At 62.0% G+C, this 16,926-nt stretch carries 14 protein-coding genes; 9 read left to right on the plus strand and 5 right to left on the minus strand.

Features of this window, described 5'->3' with window-relative positions; all coding sequences use genetic code 11:
• Together NW863_RS01305 and NW863_RS01310 are read right to left on the minus strand one after the other, a co-directional pair.
• Positions 1 to 1,014: ABC transporter ATP-binding protein (locus tag NW863_RS01305; RefSeq protein ID WP_414363960.1), on the minus strand; the 1,014-nt coding region annotated here is incomplete at its 3' end.
• Between the two features lie 75 nt (positions 1,015 to 1,089).
• Positions 1,090 to 1,953, minus strand: a complete 864-nt coding sequence (locus tag NW863_RS01310) for a PD-(D/E)XK nuclease family protein (RefSeq protein ID WP_414363961.1) — start codon at positions 1,951 to 1,953, stop codon at positions 1,090 to 1,092.
• Positions 1,954 to 2,108: 155 nt separating this feature from the next.
• Here NW863_RS01310 and frr point away from each other — a divergent pair, with 155 nt between their 5' ends.
• The 7 genes from frr (at position 2,109) to NW863_RS01345 (ending at position 10,818) form a co-directional block, all read left to right on the plus strand.
• Complete coding sequence (frr, locus tag NW863_RS01315) at positions 2,109 to 2,657, plus strand: ribosome recycling factor (protein ID WP_414363962.1); 549 nt, start codon at positions 2,109 to 2,111, stop codon at positions 2,655 to 2,657.
• 82 nt (positions 2,658 to 2,739) lie between these two features.
• Positions 2,740 to 5,457, plus strand: a complete 2,718-nt coding sequence (locus NW863_RS01320; RefSeq protein WP_414363963.1) for a CBS domain-containing protein — start codon at positions 2,740 to 2,742, stop codon at positions 5,455 to 5,457.
• Positions 5,458 to 5,545: 88 nt separating this feature from the next.
• Positions 5,546 to 6,481 carry a M48 family metallopeptidase gene (locus NW863_RS01325; RefSeq protein WP_414363964.1) on the plus strand — a complete coding sequence of 312 codons (936 nt, stop codon included), beginning with the start codon at positions 5,546 to 5,548 and terminating at the stop codon, positions 6,479 to 6,481.
• Positions 6,482 to 6,724: 243 nt separating this feature from the next.
• Positions 6,725 to 7,849: a 3-dehydroquinate synthase gene (gene aroB / locus NW863_RS01330; protein WP_414363965.1), complete on the plus strand. Its 1,125-nt coding sequence runs from the start codon at positions 6,725 to 6,727 to the stop codon at positions 7,847 to 7,849.
• Positions 7,850 to 7,884: 35 nt separating this feature from the next.
• A complete protein-coding gene (locus tag NW863_RS01335) occupies positions 7,885 to 8,892 on the plus strand; it encodes an aspartate-semialdehyde dehydrogenase (protein ID WP_414363966.1) in 1,008 nt (335 codons plus the stop codon).
• A 322-nt stretch (positions 8,893 to 9,214) separates the two neighbouring features.
• A complete protein-coding gene (locus NW863_RS01340) occupies positions 9,215 to 9,988 on the plus strand; it encodes a ZIP family metal transporter (RefSeq protein WP_414363967.1) in 774 nt (257 codons plus the stop codon).
• Positions 9,989 to 10,035: 47 nt separating this feature from the next.
• On the plus strand, positions 10,036 to 10,818 hold the full coding sequence (locus tag NW863_RS01345; RefSeq protein ID WP_414363968.1) for an alpha/beta hydrolase: 783 nt from the start codon (positions 10,036 to 10,038) through the stop codon (positions 10,816 to 10,818).
• Here NW863_RS01345 and NW863_RS01350 read toward each other — a convergent pair.
• The 3 genes from NW863_RS01350 to murC all read right to left on the minus strand — a co-directional run bounded on the left by NW863_RS01350 (position 10,784) and on the right by murC (position 14,173).
• Positions 10,784 to 11,563: a DUF3598 family protein gene (locus tag NW863_RS01350; RefSeq protein ID WP_414363969.1), complete on the minus strand. Its 780-nt coding sequence runs from the start codon at positions 11,561 to 11,563 to the stop codon at positions 10,784 to 10,786. The genes NW863_RS01345 and NW863_RS01350 overlap by 35 nt on opposite strands.
• A 148-nt stretch (positions 11,564 to 11,711) precedes the next feature.
• Positions 11,712 to 12,644 carry a UDP-N-acetylmuramate dehydrogenase gene (gene murB / locus NW863_RS01355; RefSeq protein WP_414363970.1) on the minus strand — a complete coding sequence of 311 codons (933 nt, stop codon included), beginning with the start codon at positions 12,642 to 12,644 and terminating at the stop codon, positions 11,712 to 11,714.
• Complete coding sequence (murC, locus tag NW863_RS01360) at positions 12,641 to 14,173, minus strand: UDP-N-acetylmuramate--L-alanine ligase (RefSeq protein ID WP_414363971.1); 1,533 nt, start codon at positions 14,171 to 14,173, stop codon at positions 12,641 to 12,643. The genes murB and murC overlap by 4 nt, the downstream gene beginning before the upstream one ends.
• Before the next feature lie 264 nt (positions 14,174 to 14,437).
• On the opposite strand from murC, the gene NW863_RS01365 reads away from it, so the two are divergent.
• Positions 14,438 to 15,592, plus strand: a complete 1,155-nt coding sequence (locus NW863_RS01365; protein WP_414363972.1) for an ABC exporter membrane fusion protein — start codon at positions 14,438 to 14,440, stop codon at positions 15,590 to 15,592.
• A gap of 10 nt (positions 15,593 to 15,602) precedes the next feature.
• Positions 15,603 to 16,787, plus strand: a complete 1,185-nt coding sequence (gene devC, locus NW863_RS01370) for an ABC transporter permease DevC (RefSeq protein ID WP_414363973.1) — start codon at positions 15,603 to 15,605, stop codon at positions 16,785 to 16,787.
• Positions 16,788 to 16,926 lie beyond the last annotated feature (139 nt).

The raw sequence follows: 16,926 nt of genomic DNA on the forward strand, positions 1-16,926 counted from the left end.
ATCCGTGTTGAGGGCGGTGGCCTTGAGCTGCTGTCCATTGGCCGTCTGCAGCAAGTACTGGTTCTCCGCCCCGGTGTAGATGAGGTTTTCCACCCGCACCGGCACTTGGTTGGGCAGCAGATCCCAGCCGCTACGGGAAAGCTGAATCTTTTCTGGGCGGATGGCCAACTGCACCGGCTCCAAGTTGGGCTGGATCCCGGGCACTTTGAGCTTGCCTAGGGGCGTATCCACGCAGTCTGTGCCACAGGCGATCCCTTGGATAAGGTTGCTGGCTCCCAGAAAGTCCGCCACAAAGGCAGTTGCCGGCCGCTCGTACACCTCGTCAATGGGGCCGACTTGCTCAATGCGTCCGGTCCGCATCACCGCCACCCGGTCGCTGGTGACCAAGGCCTCCTCCTGGTCGTGGGTAACGAAAATAAACGTCATGCCCAGGCGGCGCTGCAATTCGCACAACTGCACCTGAAGCTGCTTGCGCAACTTAGCATCCAACGCCGAGAGCGGCTCATCCAATAGCAGCACCTCCGGCTCATTGACCAAGGCGCGGGCCAGGGCTACCCGCTGCTGCTGCCCCCCGGAGAGTTCCTGGGGCTTGCGCTTAGCCAGATCCCCGATCTCCACCAATTCCAGGGCAGCGGCCACCCGCTTGTGCAGGGCCTCCCCTCGCACCCCCCGCATGCGCAGGCCAAAGGCAACGTTTTCCTCCACCGTCATAAAGGGAAAAAGGGCATAGCTCTGAAACACGGTGTTGACATTGCGCTTGTGGGCGGGCAGGTGGCTTACGGGGCGCCCGCGGATCACTACCTCGCCAGCATCGGCCATTTCCAGGCCAGCGATGATGCGTAGCAGGGTGGTCTTGCCACAGCCAGAAGGGCCCAATAGGCCAAAAAACTCGCCTCGCCGAATCTGCAAGGTGATGCCATCGAGAGCCACGAAGTTGCCAAAGCGCTTGCGAATCCCCTTGAGCTCCACATCCCAGTCAGGATTCTGGGAAAGGCCAGCACTGATGCCTGCCATCGCGGTTAACAGCCTTGCACTACTCTTAACCCAGTATGCAGGTTTGCGGTGCAGGGGGGTGGGCAGGCGGGCGCCCTACAGCCATTCTGCCTCCGGCGTTTCTTCCCCTGCTTGCTCCTGGGCCCCCCAGACCCAAGCGGTGAGGTCCTGGGCAGGGATCCCTTGCGGCATGAGCCCGTGGCAGTGGGAGCAAAACAGACAACTGGCACAGCGTTTACCGTAGGGGATCCCGGGAAAGTCCTGCGCCTCCAGTTGCCGCAGACGGGCCAGGGTGGCTTTGAGGTGGGCCAGATCCCGCTTGTAGGCGGCGGCGCTGTAGCGCAGCTGAAAAGGCTGCTGCGGGTGTTGCACATACCAAAAGGTCAGTTGCACCTGCTCCGGCTGGAAGGGGACTTCCAGGGGCAGTTGATCGGCCACCCCACACAGCAGCAGCGGGTAGAGGCGCACCTGCCAGTCCTGGGCCAACTGTTCGTCGGGGGGGCGCTGCCGCTCCGTCTTCCAATCCACAATGTGCAGGGATCCCGGGGCAATCACCAGCCGATCCAGGCGGGCAGTGAGGTTGAACCCCTCCATGCGCTGCCAGAGGGGCAATTCGGCCAACACCCGCCCCTGCGGATGGGCATGAGGACTGGCCAAGAACACCTGCCACCACTGGCGTACTGTCTCGTCCAAACCAGACAAGCGCGGCTCCACCTGCCGCCCGCGGCTGTACCACTCCACCAGGCGGTGGAACTGCTGGCCTCGCCGTTGTTCTGCTTCGTGCTCAAAGGCATTGGCTGCAGGCCAGAGGAGCCGCTCTAGGTACACGTAGCAAAACAAGCGGGGGCAGTAGTCCAATAGCGATAGAGCCGAAGCCGAGAGGTTGACCTGCTCAAGCCCCAACCTCAGCGAGGAAAGAGCGGAAGGGATCCCGGACATGGACCAAGACGAGAAGTTCACGACGATTCTAGGGGACTGCAATTGAGTCGGCTGCCAGGACAAAGAATGGCCTCTAGAAAGGGATAGAATTAAACTCAGGCTGGCGCTAGAGGTTTTGGTTTTTGGCCACTAGCGCCTGAGCCTTGGCAAACCGTCTTGAGAGCGAGGAAAAGGCCGTGGAGCTAGCTGAGATCGAGGAGTTGATGAACAAAGCAGTGCAGGCCACCCAGCGCTCCTTTAACACGGTGCGCACCGGGCGGGCCAATGCCAGCCTGCTGGATCGCGTTCAAGTAGAGTACTACGGCGTTCCCACTCCCCTGAAGGCGCTAGCCAGCATTACCACTCCAGATGCCAGCACTCTCTTGATCCAGCCTTTTGATCCCTCGACCCTGGCGGCAATTGAGCGGGCCATCGTCGCCTCCGACCTGGGCCTAACCCCCAGCAACGACGGCAAGGTGGTGCGCCTCAACATCCCTCCTCTAACAGAAGAGCGCCGCAAAGAGCTGAGCAAACAGGTGGCCAAGCTGGCCGAAGAGGGCCGGGTTTCTATTCGCAACATTCGCCGCGACGCCATTGACGCGGTGCGCAAGCAGGAGAAAAACGGCGAGATCTCCGAAGACGAGTCCAAGGGTCGCCAAGAAGAGATCCAAAAATTGACCGACCGCTACGTCAAAAAGATCGACGAGCTGCTGGCAGAGAAAGAAAAGGAACTAACTACGCTCTAGGACTTGCAGCAGCGCTTTCCCTCGATCCCTGCGACCGGGGTTTGGCCTCCGTCAGGATGGAGGGGGAGGGCGGGCCTGTAGCATGAATCTTATCCTGTGTCATCAAGCGGCAGATTTTGACACCCTGGGGGCGGCGGTGGGCGCAGCCCGGCTCTATCCAGGTGCTCGTATTGCCTTGACCGGCGGATCCCTGCCGGGGGTGCAGGAGTTCTTGGCCCTCTACCGGGACGAGTTTCCCCTCATCGAGCTGCGCTCGGTGGATCCCCGCCAGGTGCAGCGCTGGATCCTGGTAGATTGCCACGATCCGGATCGCCTGGGCAAGGCCGCTGCATGGTTGAGCGCACCCGGGACGCAGATCGAGATCTTTGACCACCATGTCGGGGATCCGCCAACCCCGCCCGAGCGCCTGTGGCCCCAGCAGCAAGTTAGCGCTCACATTGAGGCGGTGGGATCCACCTGTACCCTCCTAGTGGAGCGGCTACAGGCGGCTGGGATCCGCCTCAGCCCCTTTGAGCGGCTGGCCCTGGCTTTGGGCATCCACATGGACACGGGATCCCTGACCTTCCCGGAAACCACTGCCCGCGACGCTGCCGCCCTCACCTGGCTGTTGCAGCAGGGGGTAAACCTGGTGTTGTTGCGGCGCTTCTTGGGGGATGGTCTCACTCCCCCGATGCAGGAGTTGCTCAGCCAGGGGTTGGCCCAGATGCAGGTGGAGGAGGTGGGGGAGTACCGCCTGGGAATGTGGCTGCTGGAGTTGCCGGAGTTTGTGCCCGGCTTGGCCGGCCTGGTGATGCGGCTGATGGAGCTGACAGGGGTGGATGTGCTGCTCTTGGTGGCGCGGCAGGGGGAGCGGCTCAGCCTCATCGGGCGGGCACGGCAGGAGTTTGTCCAACTGGGCCAGGTGATGGCCCGCTACGGCGGCGGGGGCCACGACTGCGCGGCAGCAGCTACCCTAAAAGCCTCCCCAGGCCAGCCCTTGCCCGATCCAGCCCAGGTGCTGGCCGACCTCATCCAGGCAGTTAAAGAGCGGATCCCGCCGCCGGTGACGGCTAAGGATTTGATGTCCTCACCGGTGCGCACCATTCGGCCCGAGGTTACCATCCAGGAGGCGCAGCGGGTGCTGCTGCGCTATGGCCACTCTGGCCTGGTGGTGGTGGACGCCCAGGGCCGCCTGGTGGGGGTGATCTCACGGCGGGACATTGACATTGCCCTGCACCACGGCTTTGGCCATGCCCCCGTCAAGGGCTACATGACCACGGATGTCAAGACCCTCTCCCCCGACACTCCGCTGGCGGAGATCCAGCGGCTGATGGTGCAGTGGGACATTGGCCGTCTGCCAGTGCTTCAGGATGGCCAATTGGTGGGCATTGTTACCCGCACCGACGTGTTGCGGCACCTGCACGAGCTGCCGGCCCTCTCGCCTCGCCTAGCTGTTCCTGCCCTCTCCTGTCCTCTGGATCTCACCTTTGCCGCTCTCTCGCCGCGGCACCGCCAGTTGCTAGAGGAAGCTGCCCGCCTTGCCGACGAAAAGGGTCTGCGGCTGTATCTGGTGGGGGGAGCGGTGCGGGATCTACTGCTGCACCAGTGGGGACGGCAGCCTCCCTCTCGCCTGGAGCGGCTAGATCTGGACTTGGTGGTGGACGGGCCTTACCCCGTGGCCGCCGATGGTACGGATCCGCCGGGCTGGGGGTTGATCTTGGGGAAGGCCCTCAAGCAGCACTTCCCCGAGGCGCGGTTGGAGATCCACGGCAAGTTCCAGACGGCAGCCCTGATCTGGCCAGGGGGCTTCTGTGTGGATATTGCCAGTGCCCGCACGGAGTTTTACCCCTACCCGGCTTCGCCACCTGAGGTGGCCATGGGATCCATCCAGCAAGATCTCTACCGGCGGGATTTTTCCATCAATGCCCTGGCCCTGCGCCTCAACGGCCCCCAGCGGGGTCAGTTGCTGGATTTTTTCGGCGGGCAAGCTGATCTGCAGCAGGGGATCATCCGCGCTCTCCACCCCAACAGCTTCATTGAGGATCCCACCCGCATCTACCGGGCGGTGCGCTTTGCTGTGCACCTGGGCTTTACGCTGGATCCGACCACCGAAGAGTGGATCCGCGCTGCTGTAGCCAGCGGCCTCCACGATGCCGTTGGCGGGGAGCGCCTCAAGCAGGAGCTGGCCTACATCCTCCGCTCCCAGGACTGGCCCTTGGCCTTTGAGCGGCTCTCGGCCTGGGGAGCCCTGCGCTGCATTCACCCCGATCTAACCTGGGAGCCTTCCCTGTGCCAGCGGCTGCAGCGGGTTGGCCGCTGGGCCTATCACTTCCGCCGCCGCTACCCCGAGTTGGGATCCCAGGAGATCTGGCAACTGCGCCTGGAAGCTCTGCTTCTGGCGCTGCCCCAAGCGCCTCAGGTGGCAAGCCAGCTCCACCTCACCCAAGCGGGCATCGAACGCCTCAGCCATTTCCCCTCCTACCAAGCCTTGCTAGCGCAACTGGCAAGCGGATCCCTATCCCCAGCTCAGGTGGTACAACGGCTGCAGAGGCTGCGCATCCCGGCGGTGATCCTGTTGGCTGGGCTCGCCGCTAAGCCGGCGCGGCGGCTGATCTGGCGCTACCTGCAGGAGTGGCATTGGGTGAAGCCGCTCCTCAACGGGCATGATTTGCGTTGCCTGGGCTACAAGCCGAGTCCTCTCTTTCAGGAGATTCTGGATCGCCTGCGCTGCCTCACCCTCAACGGCGAGCTCACCACTCGCGCTGAGGCAGAAGCCTGGCTGCGGGAACACTTCCCCTTGCCGCAAGCTCAGTCAAAGTAGCCAAAAGGGTAGAGGGGTTTCCATTTCTGGTAGGACGATCCCATTGCCAGATCGCTAGCCTAAGAGAAGGCTGTCTTGGAGGCATCCAATGCGGGTATTAAGACCTCGCTCTGCTGCCGAGGCAATCCCGCTGGTGGGCCCCATCCCCTCTCAGAGAAGGAGTTGCTGCGCGGCCAAGCCGGTTGCCTTTGCTCTACTGGCCATCCTTGCCGCTGGGATGGGATCCCCTGCCCAAGCCCAAGACCTGGGTCGGCTGCTGATCCACGGCCTGCAATGGCTGCAGGTGAGCCAGATGAACGATGCCCAAGAGGTGAGCTTGGGCCGCCAGATCGACCAGCAACTGAAAGCCCGCGGACAGATTCGCGTCAGTGCAGATCCCTATTGGGTGGAGCGGGTGAATCGCATCGGCCAGCGGCTGGCCGCCCACAGCGAACGCCCCAACTTGCCCTATACCTTTCAGGTGGTGGAGGATCCAGACATCAACGCCTTTGCCACGATGGGCGGTTTTGTTTACATCACCACTGGCGCCCTGGAAGCTACCGACAACGACGACCAAATTGCCGCTGTCTTGGGCCACGAAATCGCCCATATCAGCGAACGTCACGGCCTTCAACAACTGCAGCAGGCTGCCGCCGCCCGCTTTGGCGCCCAATTGCTGGGACTCGATGACAACACCTTGGCTGCCCTAGCCCTGGAGCTGGGAGTACGCCGACCGCAAAGCCGCGAAAACGAGTTTGTCGCCGACGAAAAAGGTCTGTGGGCCACCTATCGCGCCGGCTTCGATCCCAGGGGCATGTCGCAATTTTTGGCCAAGTTGCAATTCCGTCCATCCCTGCCGGACTTCTTGCGTACCCATCCCCCCATCGCGGAGCGCATCGCCCGCCTCAACCAGCTTATCGCTGAGCACAGCATGGTCAGCCCTGCCGCCTATGGCTCCGGCGGCTCCACTTGGCCTTCGCAATCTCTCCCCCAAACCCAGCGCCCCGAAATTGAGATTCTGCCGCTGCTGCCGGTTTTGCCCTGAGTAGCCCGCTGGGATCCGTTTTTCCCCGTAGGGTGGAGATCGACACCTGGTGGGGAATGCTTCGCACCGCTGGCGCGAGCAGTAGGCAAGGGTAGTCTTGTAAGCTGAGAAAGAGCTCCCCACCTGCCCTGTACGCAGTTCATCTAAAGTGGGCCGTAGGACTGGCTAAGCTAGAAGGCATGGGAAAAACGTCAAGCACCAGAACGTGCCACACTGGATCCCATCTCTTCAACAGCGGCGCCCATGGATCCCTGTCTAATCCCTGTCAAGCTTCCCCACAGCTCCTACGACATTCTCATCCAGTCCCCCGCAGGTTCCGGCGGCCACAGCCTCAGCCAGTTGGGATCCCAGATGCGAGCTTTGGGGCTAGCCGGCAAGGTGCTGGTGGTGAGCCATCCGGGTATTGCCAAGCATTTTGCCGAAAAGTTGATGCAAGGGTTGCAACAAGCCGGGTTTGCCGCCCATCTTTTTCTGTTGCCCGCCGGCGAGCGCTACAAGACCCTGCGCTCCGTGGCCAAGATCTATGATGCTGCCTTGAGCTTTGGCCTGGAGCGCTCCTCCACCCTCGTGGCCTTAGGAGGCGGGGTAATCGGGGATATGGTGGGGTTTGCTGCCGCCACCTGGCTGCGCGGGATCCCTTGGGTGCAGGTGCCCACCTCGCTTTTGGCCATGGTGGATGCGGCCATTGGCGGCAAGACCGGCGTCAACCATCCCGGGGGGAAAAACCTAATTGGGGCCTTCTACCAGCCGCGCCTGGTGTGGATTGATCCAACGGTGTTGCAGACCTTGCCCCGGCGGGAGTTTACTTCAGCCCTAGCCGAAGTGATCAAGTACGGCGTCATCCAGGCTGCCGACCTGTTTGAGTTTTTGGAAGACCGGCCCAGGCTGAGCCGCTATGCCGACTTTGCTCCCGCAGATCTGCACTATCTGCTGCGCCGCTGTGCCGAGTGCAAAGCCTGGGTGGTACAACAAGACGAACGAGAGGGGGGCCTGCGAGCCATCCTCAACTACGGCCACACCCTCGGCCATGCCCTGGAAACTGTTACCGGCTACCGCCGCTACCTGCACGGGGAGGCCGTTGCCATCGGCATGGTGGCTGCGGGGGAGATCGCCCGTCGCCTGGGGTGGTGGAGCGCGACTGAGGCCGAGCGGCAGCGACGCCTTATCGAAAGGGCAGGGCTGCCCAGCCACTGGCCCGCCGGGATCCCTTGGGAGGCGGTGCTGCAGGCGCTGCAGGCAGACAAAAAAGTCAAGCAAGGGCGGATCCGCTTCGTTCTGCCCCGCCGGATTGGCCAAGCGGAGCTGACCGATCAAGTCGAGCTGGCGGATGTGCAGGCCGCTCTGGCCGCAATGACAGCAACCTCTTGAACCCTAGAATTAGGAAGACCTGAGGACAAGAAAGCATGGGACGGCAACAACGGGTAGCCATCTTGGGGGCCACAGGAGCCGTAGGAATGGAGCTGCTAAAGCTGCTGGAAGAGCGCCGCTTTCCGGTGGCAGAGCTGAAGCTGTTGGCCTCGCCCCGCTCGGCGGGCACCCACTTGACCTTCAAGGGAGAACGGATCCCGGTGGAGCCGGTTGCAGAAGCGTCCTTTCGGGGTCTGGACCTGGTCTTGGCCTCTGCCGGGGCAAGTGTTTCCAAAACTTGGGCCAAGACCATCGTCGAGGCAGGGGCAGTGCTAATTGACAACTCCAGCGCCTTCCGCCTGGATCCCGATGTCCCGCTGGTGGTGCCGGAGGTCAACCCCCAAGAAGCCTTTCGCCACCAGGGGATCCTCGCCAACCCCAACTGCACCACCATCCTAATGTGCGTGGCCATCTACCCGCTGCATCGCCACATCCCGCTGCGCCGCGTGGTGGCTGCCACCTACCAGTCCGCCAGCGGGGCCGGGGCCCGCGCCATGGTGGAGCTAGAGGAGCAAACCCGCGCCTACCTGCAAGGCCAACCGTTGCAGCCGCAGGTGTTCCCCTATCCCATTGCCTTCAACCTCTTCCTCCACAACAGCCCTCTGCAAGAAAACGGCTACTGCCAGGAAGAGATGAAGATGGTCAACGAATCCCGCAAAATTATGGGATCCCCCCACCTACGGCTGACGGCTACCTGCGTGCGGGTGCCGGTGCTGCGCACCCACGCCGAGGCCCTCAACCTGGAGTTCGAGCAGCCCTTCCCGGTGGAACAAGCCCGACAAATTCTGGCCCAGGCTCCGGGGGTGGTGCTTATCGAAGATTGGGAACGCAACCGCTTCCCCATGCCCATTGATGTAGCCGGCAAAGACGAAGTGGCCGTGGGCCGCATCCGCCAGGATATCTCCGAGCCCAAAGCCCTAGAGCTGTGGCTGTGCGGGGATCAGATCCGCAAAGGAGCAGCCCTCAACGCCATTCAAATTGCCGAGCTGCTCTTGAAGGACTAACTGCAAGCTGAACACCTTTAGACGCTGTAATCGGCAGCGCGTTTTCCGCAGGAGCGGCAGCTCAGTTCCAGAGAGCCTAGCACCAAGACGAGTTTATTGAAAGTGACGAAAAACATTGACACCCGGGTTGTCTGGTGCCTAGCAGGGTAACGAGCTCCAGAGCAGGGATCCCCAGCCTACGACGCTGGTGGGGAAGGTCGCAAGCTGTGCCTCAGCAGCCAAAGAACCATCTTCAGCCGTCGAGGAAAAAGAGCCGGTGGATGGGAATTAACCAGAAAAAGGGGAAAATTAAGAGGCATTGGGCCTTGGCGGAGAGTAGCTTGTGCATCCAATTGCAACGGGATCCCTGGCCAGCTTTGTGGCCGGATTAGCAACGGGGCTGGGGGCTTTGCCGGCGCTGTTTCTCCCCTCGCTCTCGGCGAGGGTGCAAGGGATCCTGCTGGGGTTTGGGGGTGGGGTGATGTTGGCCGCCACCTCGTTTTCGCTGCTGGTGCCGGGCACCGAGGCGGCGCTGGCACTGGGATATTCCCAGTTGGGGGCGGCCGTGGTGATGGTGGCGGGCCTGTTGCTGGGGGCAATCTTCCTGGAGAGTGCCCACCAGTTTCTTCCCCACGAGCACTTCTTTAAAGGGATCGAAGGGGAGAACCGCGCCCATCTAAAGCGGATCTGGCTTTTTATCATCGCCATTGCCCTGCACAACTTCCCAGAAGGCCTGGCGGTGGGGGTGGGGTTTGCCACCGGCCAAGTCGGCGATGGGTTGGTGCTGGCACTGGGGATCGGCCTGCAGAACATGCCGGAAGGGCTGGTGGTGGCCTTGTCGCTGGCAGGCCAGGGGTACTCGCGGCTATTTGCTTTTGCCATTGCCCTGCTGACCGGGCTGGTGGAGCCCATCGGCGGCATCGTGGGAGCGACAGTGGTTTCTCTGGCGCAGTCCTTGTTGCCCTGGGGCATGGCCTTTGCCGCCGGGGCAATGTTGTTTGTGATCTCGGATGAGATCATCCCTGAGTCGCACCGGCGGGGGTTGGAGCGGGAGGGCACCTTTGGCGTTCTCAGTGGGTTTGTGGTGATGCTGCTGCTGGATATTGCTCTGGGTTAAAAAGGGATCCTGTCCTGACCTGGGTCAAGTCTTGAGGCGAGGTTTTGATGCTGAGCAACGAGCCTTTTCTGTGGCGGGGATCAAGGGAGCACGCCTGCCTGCTGCTCCATGGGTTGGGGGGTGGCGTCTACGAGTTGCAGTGGCTGGCGGAGCGGCTGCTGGCAGCCGGCCTGACGGTGCAGGGGTTTAACTACCCTGGCCACGAGCGTCCAGCACCCCGCATGCCCCCTTCCCGCTGGACCGACTGGTACGGGCGGGTTTTGGAACATTACCTAGCCCTGCGGCAGGAGTACCCGCGTGTTTCGCTGGTGGGGTTTTCCACCGGCTGCCTGTTGGCGCTGCACCTGGCCTTTGCCCATCCTGTCCACAAATTGGTGCTGCTGGCGCCGTTTTTTGCCATTCGCCACCACTGGTACTATCTCTTTCGCCCAGAGCAGTACCTCAACAGCCTGGGCTGGCTCTTGGAAGATGTCCCTCGCTTCCGCCTGCCGATTCGGGATGGCGATGCCCGCGCGCTGGCAGAAAAAGTGGCCTATTTTCACAGCTTCAATCTGACGGCAGTGCGCAGCGCCCTTGAGCTCATCGAGCGGGTCAGGGGGGAAGTAGCCAGCATCCAAGTTCCCACCCTTATCCTGCAACCGCGCCAAGATACGGTGGTGGATCCTGAACAAGCAGCGTGGCTTTATCAAGAACTGGGATCCGCACAGAAGAGCCTGCATTGGCTGGAGCACTCCGACCACATTCTCACGTTGGACTGTGAGCGGGAGACGGTGTTTGCCCAGGTTTGCACCTTTCTCACCCAGGATCCCGCTCCAGCCGGATCAGCGTAACCCGTTGCCAGGCGCCGCCCTCGTCGTAGTCCCGCACCAGGTGCAGCAGGTGGCAGCCCTCCGGCCCTTCTGGAAACCAGCTTAGGCTGACGGAAAAGCGGCGATCCCGATGCAGGGTGGGGATGGGCAAGGGATCCGGCCCGCCAATCCACAGCCCCCCCGGCAAGGGATCCCAGGGGCTGGTCCAGTCTGGTTCTGAGAGATCGACGTTGGTTTCGCTGAGCAGGCTGTCAGTGGCAGAAAAGCTCTGGGCGATCCCCCGCCATCGCCCTTGCAGGGCCAGGCTTAGTTGCGCCCTAGTAAGTGAGGGAAAGTCGGCAGCAAGATCCAGCGCTTGGCCGCGCCGCTCCAAGATGACGGTCACCCCCACCAAGCGGCCCTGGGCGTCCCACTGTTGCACCAGCCGCGCCTTGCGATCCCCCCAGAGGAAGCCCTGCTCGACGGCAAAATCGCCAAATGGTGCCAATTGCAGCCGCCCGTTGGAAAAGGAGCCATCAGGGAAAAAGCGCAAGCCGGGCGAGAAATCCTGATAAACCCAGCTCTGGTGGCTTTCGGGGGTAGGGGATCCCTCTGGGGGGTAGTAGGCATTGGTTTGGCGGATCCCGCCCAAATCCAAAGCTTCAAAGGTGATGAGGCTGCGCTTTTGGCCCGCCAGCTCCCAGCCATGAGCCGTGGGTCGGTAGTTGGAAAAGAGGCCCTGCCATGTTCCTAGGTGCAAAGCTAGACACTGTCTCTGGGTTTTCATAAAGCGATGGAACTGTTGCGGACGGGGAAGAATCCCCGGGGGAGTACTCTCTCTTTGGCTCGCCGCTTGCCTATGGTTTGGCTAGCTCTGGAGTGGGTGGCAACCCCCAGGGGCTCCTTCGAAGCAACCATTGCGGGGTACTGGCCCTCTAACCAGTTTCCTCAAAGGAGCCTAGAATCCGTACTTCTGGCTCCAGAAGTATTGACCACTGCTGATAAACCTTTTCCTGCGCCAGGCGAATCAGGCGATAGATGTCGCTGGCGCTGGCCTGGCCACAGTTGAGGATGAAGTTGGCATGGCGCTCGGAGATCTGGGCCCCGCCAATCCGGTAGCCCTTTAGACCGGCCTGCTCAATTAACCAGCCGGCAGGGTAGGTTTCGGGGTTGCGAAAGACGCTGCCACAACTGGGTAGATGGTAGGGCTGAGAGCTGAGACGCTGGTTGAGGTTGCGCTGGGTTTCCCACTGCACCTGGGCTGGATCCCGGCCTGGGATCAACTGCAAGGTTGCCCCTATAACCGTCCAGGGCAAGTCTTGCAGGCGAGAGCGGCGGTAGCCAAATTGCAAGTCAGCAGGTTCCAAGCGGCAGGGCTCCTGCTCTTCATCCAAAATCTGCACTTCCACCAGCACATCTGCCATGGCGCGCCCGTGGGCGCCGGCATTCATCACCACCGCTCCCCCCAGTGTGCCTGGGATCCCAATTGCCCATTCCAAGCCGCTCCAGCCCTGCTTGGCAGCTACCCGCGCCAGGTTGACCAAAGGTTCTCCGGCAGCGGCCCAGATCCTTCCCCCCTCCAACAGTTGCAGCCCGCGCAAACGCCGGGTGTGGACAACCAGCCCCCTCAACCCCGCATCGCTGATGAGCAGGTTGCTACCTGCCCCCAACAGGGTGACAGGGATCCCTTCGGCCCGCGCCCAGGCCAAACACTGCTGCAGCTCCAGGTTGCTGCCGGGCTCACAATACCACTCCGCCTTGCCACCCACGCGGAAGGTGGTCAGAGGAGCCAACGGGATCCCCGCTTGCATCCGCCCAGAAAGCCGGGCAACGCAGGAGGCATTGGGCACGCAGGGAGCTGTAGTCATGATGCCAATACCTCAGAAGCCCCCATCTCCCCGATCCCATTCTCCGCTTGCCCCGGCAATTTTTCCTCCAAGTCTGCCAGAGCCTGCTCCCCCACCTGAGCCGCATAGGCCCGCATCGTAGCGGCTATCTGCTGATTGAGATCGCCTGCGCCCAAAAAAATGGCGAGATCTCCAGGCTGCAAAACAGAGGCCAACACCTGCGGCAATTCCCGCAAAGAAGACACATAGCGCACCTGGGGATGGTGCTCCGCCACCGCCACGGCCAACCGCAAGCTGTCAGAACGCTCCGGCGCCGGCTCTCCGGCCCCGTATGTGGGCACGATCACCACCACATCTGCATTCTCGAAGCAGCGGGCAAAATCTTGGAACAAGGCGGCCAAGCGGCTGTGGCGATGGGGCTGAAACACCGCCACCACCCGCCGCTGCTGCAGATAGGCCGCCCGCAGCGTGGCGCGAACCTCGCTGGGATGGTGGGCATAGTCGTCGATAAAGGTGACCCCGCCCACCTCGCCCTTGGCTTCAAAGCGGCGCTGCACCCCCCGAAACTGGGCCAGAGCAGAGGCAATCACGGGGAACTCCAAGCCCAACTGCCTCCCGACGGCAACGGCGGCCAAAGCGTTGCTGAGGTTGTGGGATCCCAGTACCTGCAGGCGGAGCTGGCCGAGGAGGGATCCCCTCTCCCAGATCTCGGCGGAGGTAAAGTCCGCGGCATAGACGATCTCGCGCGCCTGGTACTGGGCTTGGGGATGGCCGGCCAGGCTGTAGCCAATGTCCACCGCCAGGTGGGTGGCCACGTTGGGGCAATCTAGGCAAGCCACCAGGGTTTGGCTCTGCTGCCCGTACTGCTGAAAGGCCCGGATTACCTGCTCCAGATTGGCATAGTGATCCGGGTGATCTAGCTCAATGTTGGTGATCACGCCAATCTTGGGGTAAAGCCGCACCAGGGATCCATCCGACTCATCCACCTCCGCCACCAAATATTCCCCCTGGCCCAGACGGGCGTTGCCATCCCAGGCATCCATCTCCCCACCGATAATCAAGGTGGGATCCCAGCCTGCTGCCAGCAGCACATAGCCAATCATGCTGCTGGTGGTGGTTTTGCCATGGGTGCCTGCTACACCAATGCTGGGGCGATGGTTAAACAGGGCAGCCAGTAAATCGGCTCGATGCCAAACCTTTAATCCCTTGTCTAGAGCCGCTGCCAATTCCGGGTTGCTGGGACGGATGGCGCTGGAATAGACCACCTGGGGATCCCCGGCCAAACCCTCTAGAGTGTGGCCCTGAATAAAGCGTACCCCCAAGGCTTCCAGGCGACGGGTACGGCCATTGGCGGCAATATCTGAGCCGGAAACGCGAAACCCCTGCTTGGCCAAAATGTAGGCTAGGGCCGACATCCCCACTCCGCCGATCCCAACAAAGTGGTAAGCCGGCAGTAGCGGCTTTAACGGATCCAAATTTTTGGCAGGCAGAGATGGAGAACGAGCTGGCGCCGGCACAACGGGATCTTCCCCTGCAACTGTTTCCACCATCGCAACTCCACCTCACTCCTCGCACCACACCTAGAAATTGGCACCTGCAGAAGGGCCCCGAACAGGCCAGATCATATCAGGAATCCCTTGGGTTAGGTAGCCGACGGAGGCCGACAACCGAAGATCAGCCGAAGAAAAACAAGTACCCGAAAAATAAACACATGAGAAAAACCTGGACATCCTCGCCCCATAAACTTTACATTTATTAAAGAATTGCAACTGTAACGACCGTCCCCAACCGCAAAACTAAACGGGCAGGGAACGATGAATCAGCGGCTACTCTGGTCTATTGCGGGAACTGGATTGCTGGCCGGAGCCGGGCTGGCCTGGCTGGGACTGAGCCAGCAGGCGGCCACCCAATCCGTATCAGAAGCAAATGCAGAGGCAACGGAGGAAACGCGGCTACCTCCCCGTATTGGCGCCCTGGGGCGCCTGGAGCCGGAAGGAGAAGTGGTGCGGGTGGCCGGCCCCCCGGGAGAGCGGTTAGGAGAGCTGTTGGTAGCTGAAGGGGATCGCGTGGTGGCAGGCCAAGTGTTGGCGCGACTGGAAAACTATGGCGAGCGCCTGGCGGAGCGGGAGTATGCTGCTGCCCAACTGCAAGAAGCCCGCGCCCGACTAGAGGCCGAGACCCGCTTTGGCCAAGCCCAAGTTGAAGAGGCGCGCACCCGCCTCAACCGTCTAGACGAACCGCAACAGTTGCAGATCCGATCCCAGGAAGCGGTGGTGGAGCGCCTTCGGGCGGAGCTGGCCGATGCTGAGGCCAACCTGGCTCGCTTTCAGACCCTGTGGCAGGAGGGGGCTATCTCCCAGCAGGAGCTAGACCAGAAGGCTCTGCTGGTGCGGCAACGGCAGGAGGACTTGCGGGCCGCTGAGGCCACTCTGGATCAACTGCGCCTGGCCCGCGAGCGGGATCTGCGCAACGCCCAAGCCCAGGTGCAAGCCGCTGAAGCAGGGCTGAGGCGGGCCCAAGCGCAAGTGCAACTGGGATCCCTGGCCCGCAACCTGGAGTTGGCAGAAGCCCGCCTGGAGCGCACCCTCATCCGCGCCCCCCGGGCCGGCCAGGTGCTCAAGATCCACACCCATCCTGGGGAAGTTATCGCTGCCGACAAAGGGATCCTCGAGCTGGGCAACACCGACCAGATGATGGTGGTGGCGGAGGTCTACGAAACCGACATCCTGCGGGTGCGGCCCGGACAACGGGCCACCATCAGCAACCGCGCGCTGCCAGAAACGCTGCAGGGCCGGGTCGAGCGCCTGGGCCTGCAAATCGGCAAGAAAGATGTGCTCAACACCGACCCCGCCGCCGATGTGGATGCGCGTGTGGTGGAGGTGTATATCCGCCTGGATCCGGAAAGCAGCGCCCGCGTGGCTGGCCTGACCAACCTGCAAGTAGATGTGGCCATCGAGGTCGAGGGGTAGGGGGGGGACGATGTCCGGCTTGTTCAGCGTAGCGTTTATCGGGCGCCGCATCCCGTTGGCCTGGCTGCAGTTGACGCGGGAGAAGATCCGCCTGCTGGTGGCCCTGGCGGGCATTGCCTTTGCCTGCATCCTTATGTTCATGCAGTTGGGCTTCCAAGACAGCCTGCTGGAGAGCGCCATCCGCTTCCACGTCGCCCTCAAAGGGGAGATCTTCCTGGTCAGCCCCCAGTCCAACGCCCTCATTGCCATGAACACCTTTTCCCAGCGGCGGCTGTACCAGGCACTGGGCTTTGAGGGGGTACGGGCCATCTCGCCCGTCTATGTAGGCTTTGCCCTCTGGAAAAACCCCCAGACCCGCCGCACCCGCAGCATCTTTGTGGTGGGGGTGGATCCCTCTGCCGACCTGCTGGAGTTGCCGGAGCTGACCCCCGACAAGTTGGAGGAGATCAAGAAGGCGGACGTGGTGCTCTTCGACCGCCGCTCCCGCAGCGAGTTTGGCCCCATCCCGGAATGGTTTGAGTCCGGTCGAGAGGTCTTTACCGAGGTGGGGAACCGCCGCGTCCAGGTGGGGGGTCTGTTTGAGATGGGGGCTACCTTTGGCGCCGACGGCACCATCCTCACCAGCGACCTCAACTTCCTGCGCATTTTTCCCCAGCGGGAGCGCGGCCTCGTGGATATCGGTGTGGTGCAACTGCAGCCGGGGGTGGATCCCCAGCCGTTGGTGCAGCAGATGCGGGCCTTGCTGCCGGAGGATGTGCGGGTGCTGTCGCGGGCAGAGTTTATCGATATGGAGCAAAGCTACTGGGAGGAGGGCACGGCCATCGGCTTTATTTTCGGCCTGGGGGTGGCCATGGGTTTCATCGTCGGCATTGTGATTGTCTATCAGATCCTCTATACCGATGTGTCGGATCACCTGGCAGAATATGCCACCCTTAAGGCCATGGGCTACACGGATACTTACTTGCTGGGGGTGGTGTTTCAAGAAGCTATTTTGCTGGCCGGTCTGGGATATATTCCCGCTTTTGCCCTGGCGGTTTTGCTCTACGATTTGACGGCCAATGCCACGTTGCTGCCAATTGCCATGACCTTCAGCCGGGCGGTGCTGGTGCTGCTCCTGACGGTGAGCATGTGCTTTATCTCAGGGGCCATTGCCGTGCGGCGGCTGCGGGCAGCCGATCCCGCCGATATCTTCTAAAGTTTTGGCAAGGCGTTGCATGGGGGAGGGGGGAATGGATTGTTGAATGGCTTGAACTCAACTGCCCAAAAGCTTCTGGGATCCCTTTAAAGGCCTTCGGCCAAAGGTTTCTGGAGGGTTCAATCGCGGCAGTTCCCAC

Source organism: Synechococcus sp. B60.1 (genome assembly GCF_047462555.1).
Taxonomy (GTDB): Bacteria; Cyanobacteriota; Cyanobacteriia; order Thermostichales; family Thermostichaceae; genus Thermostichus.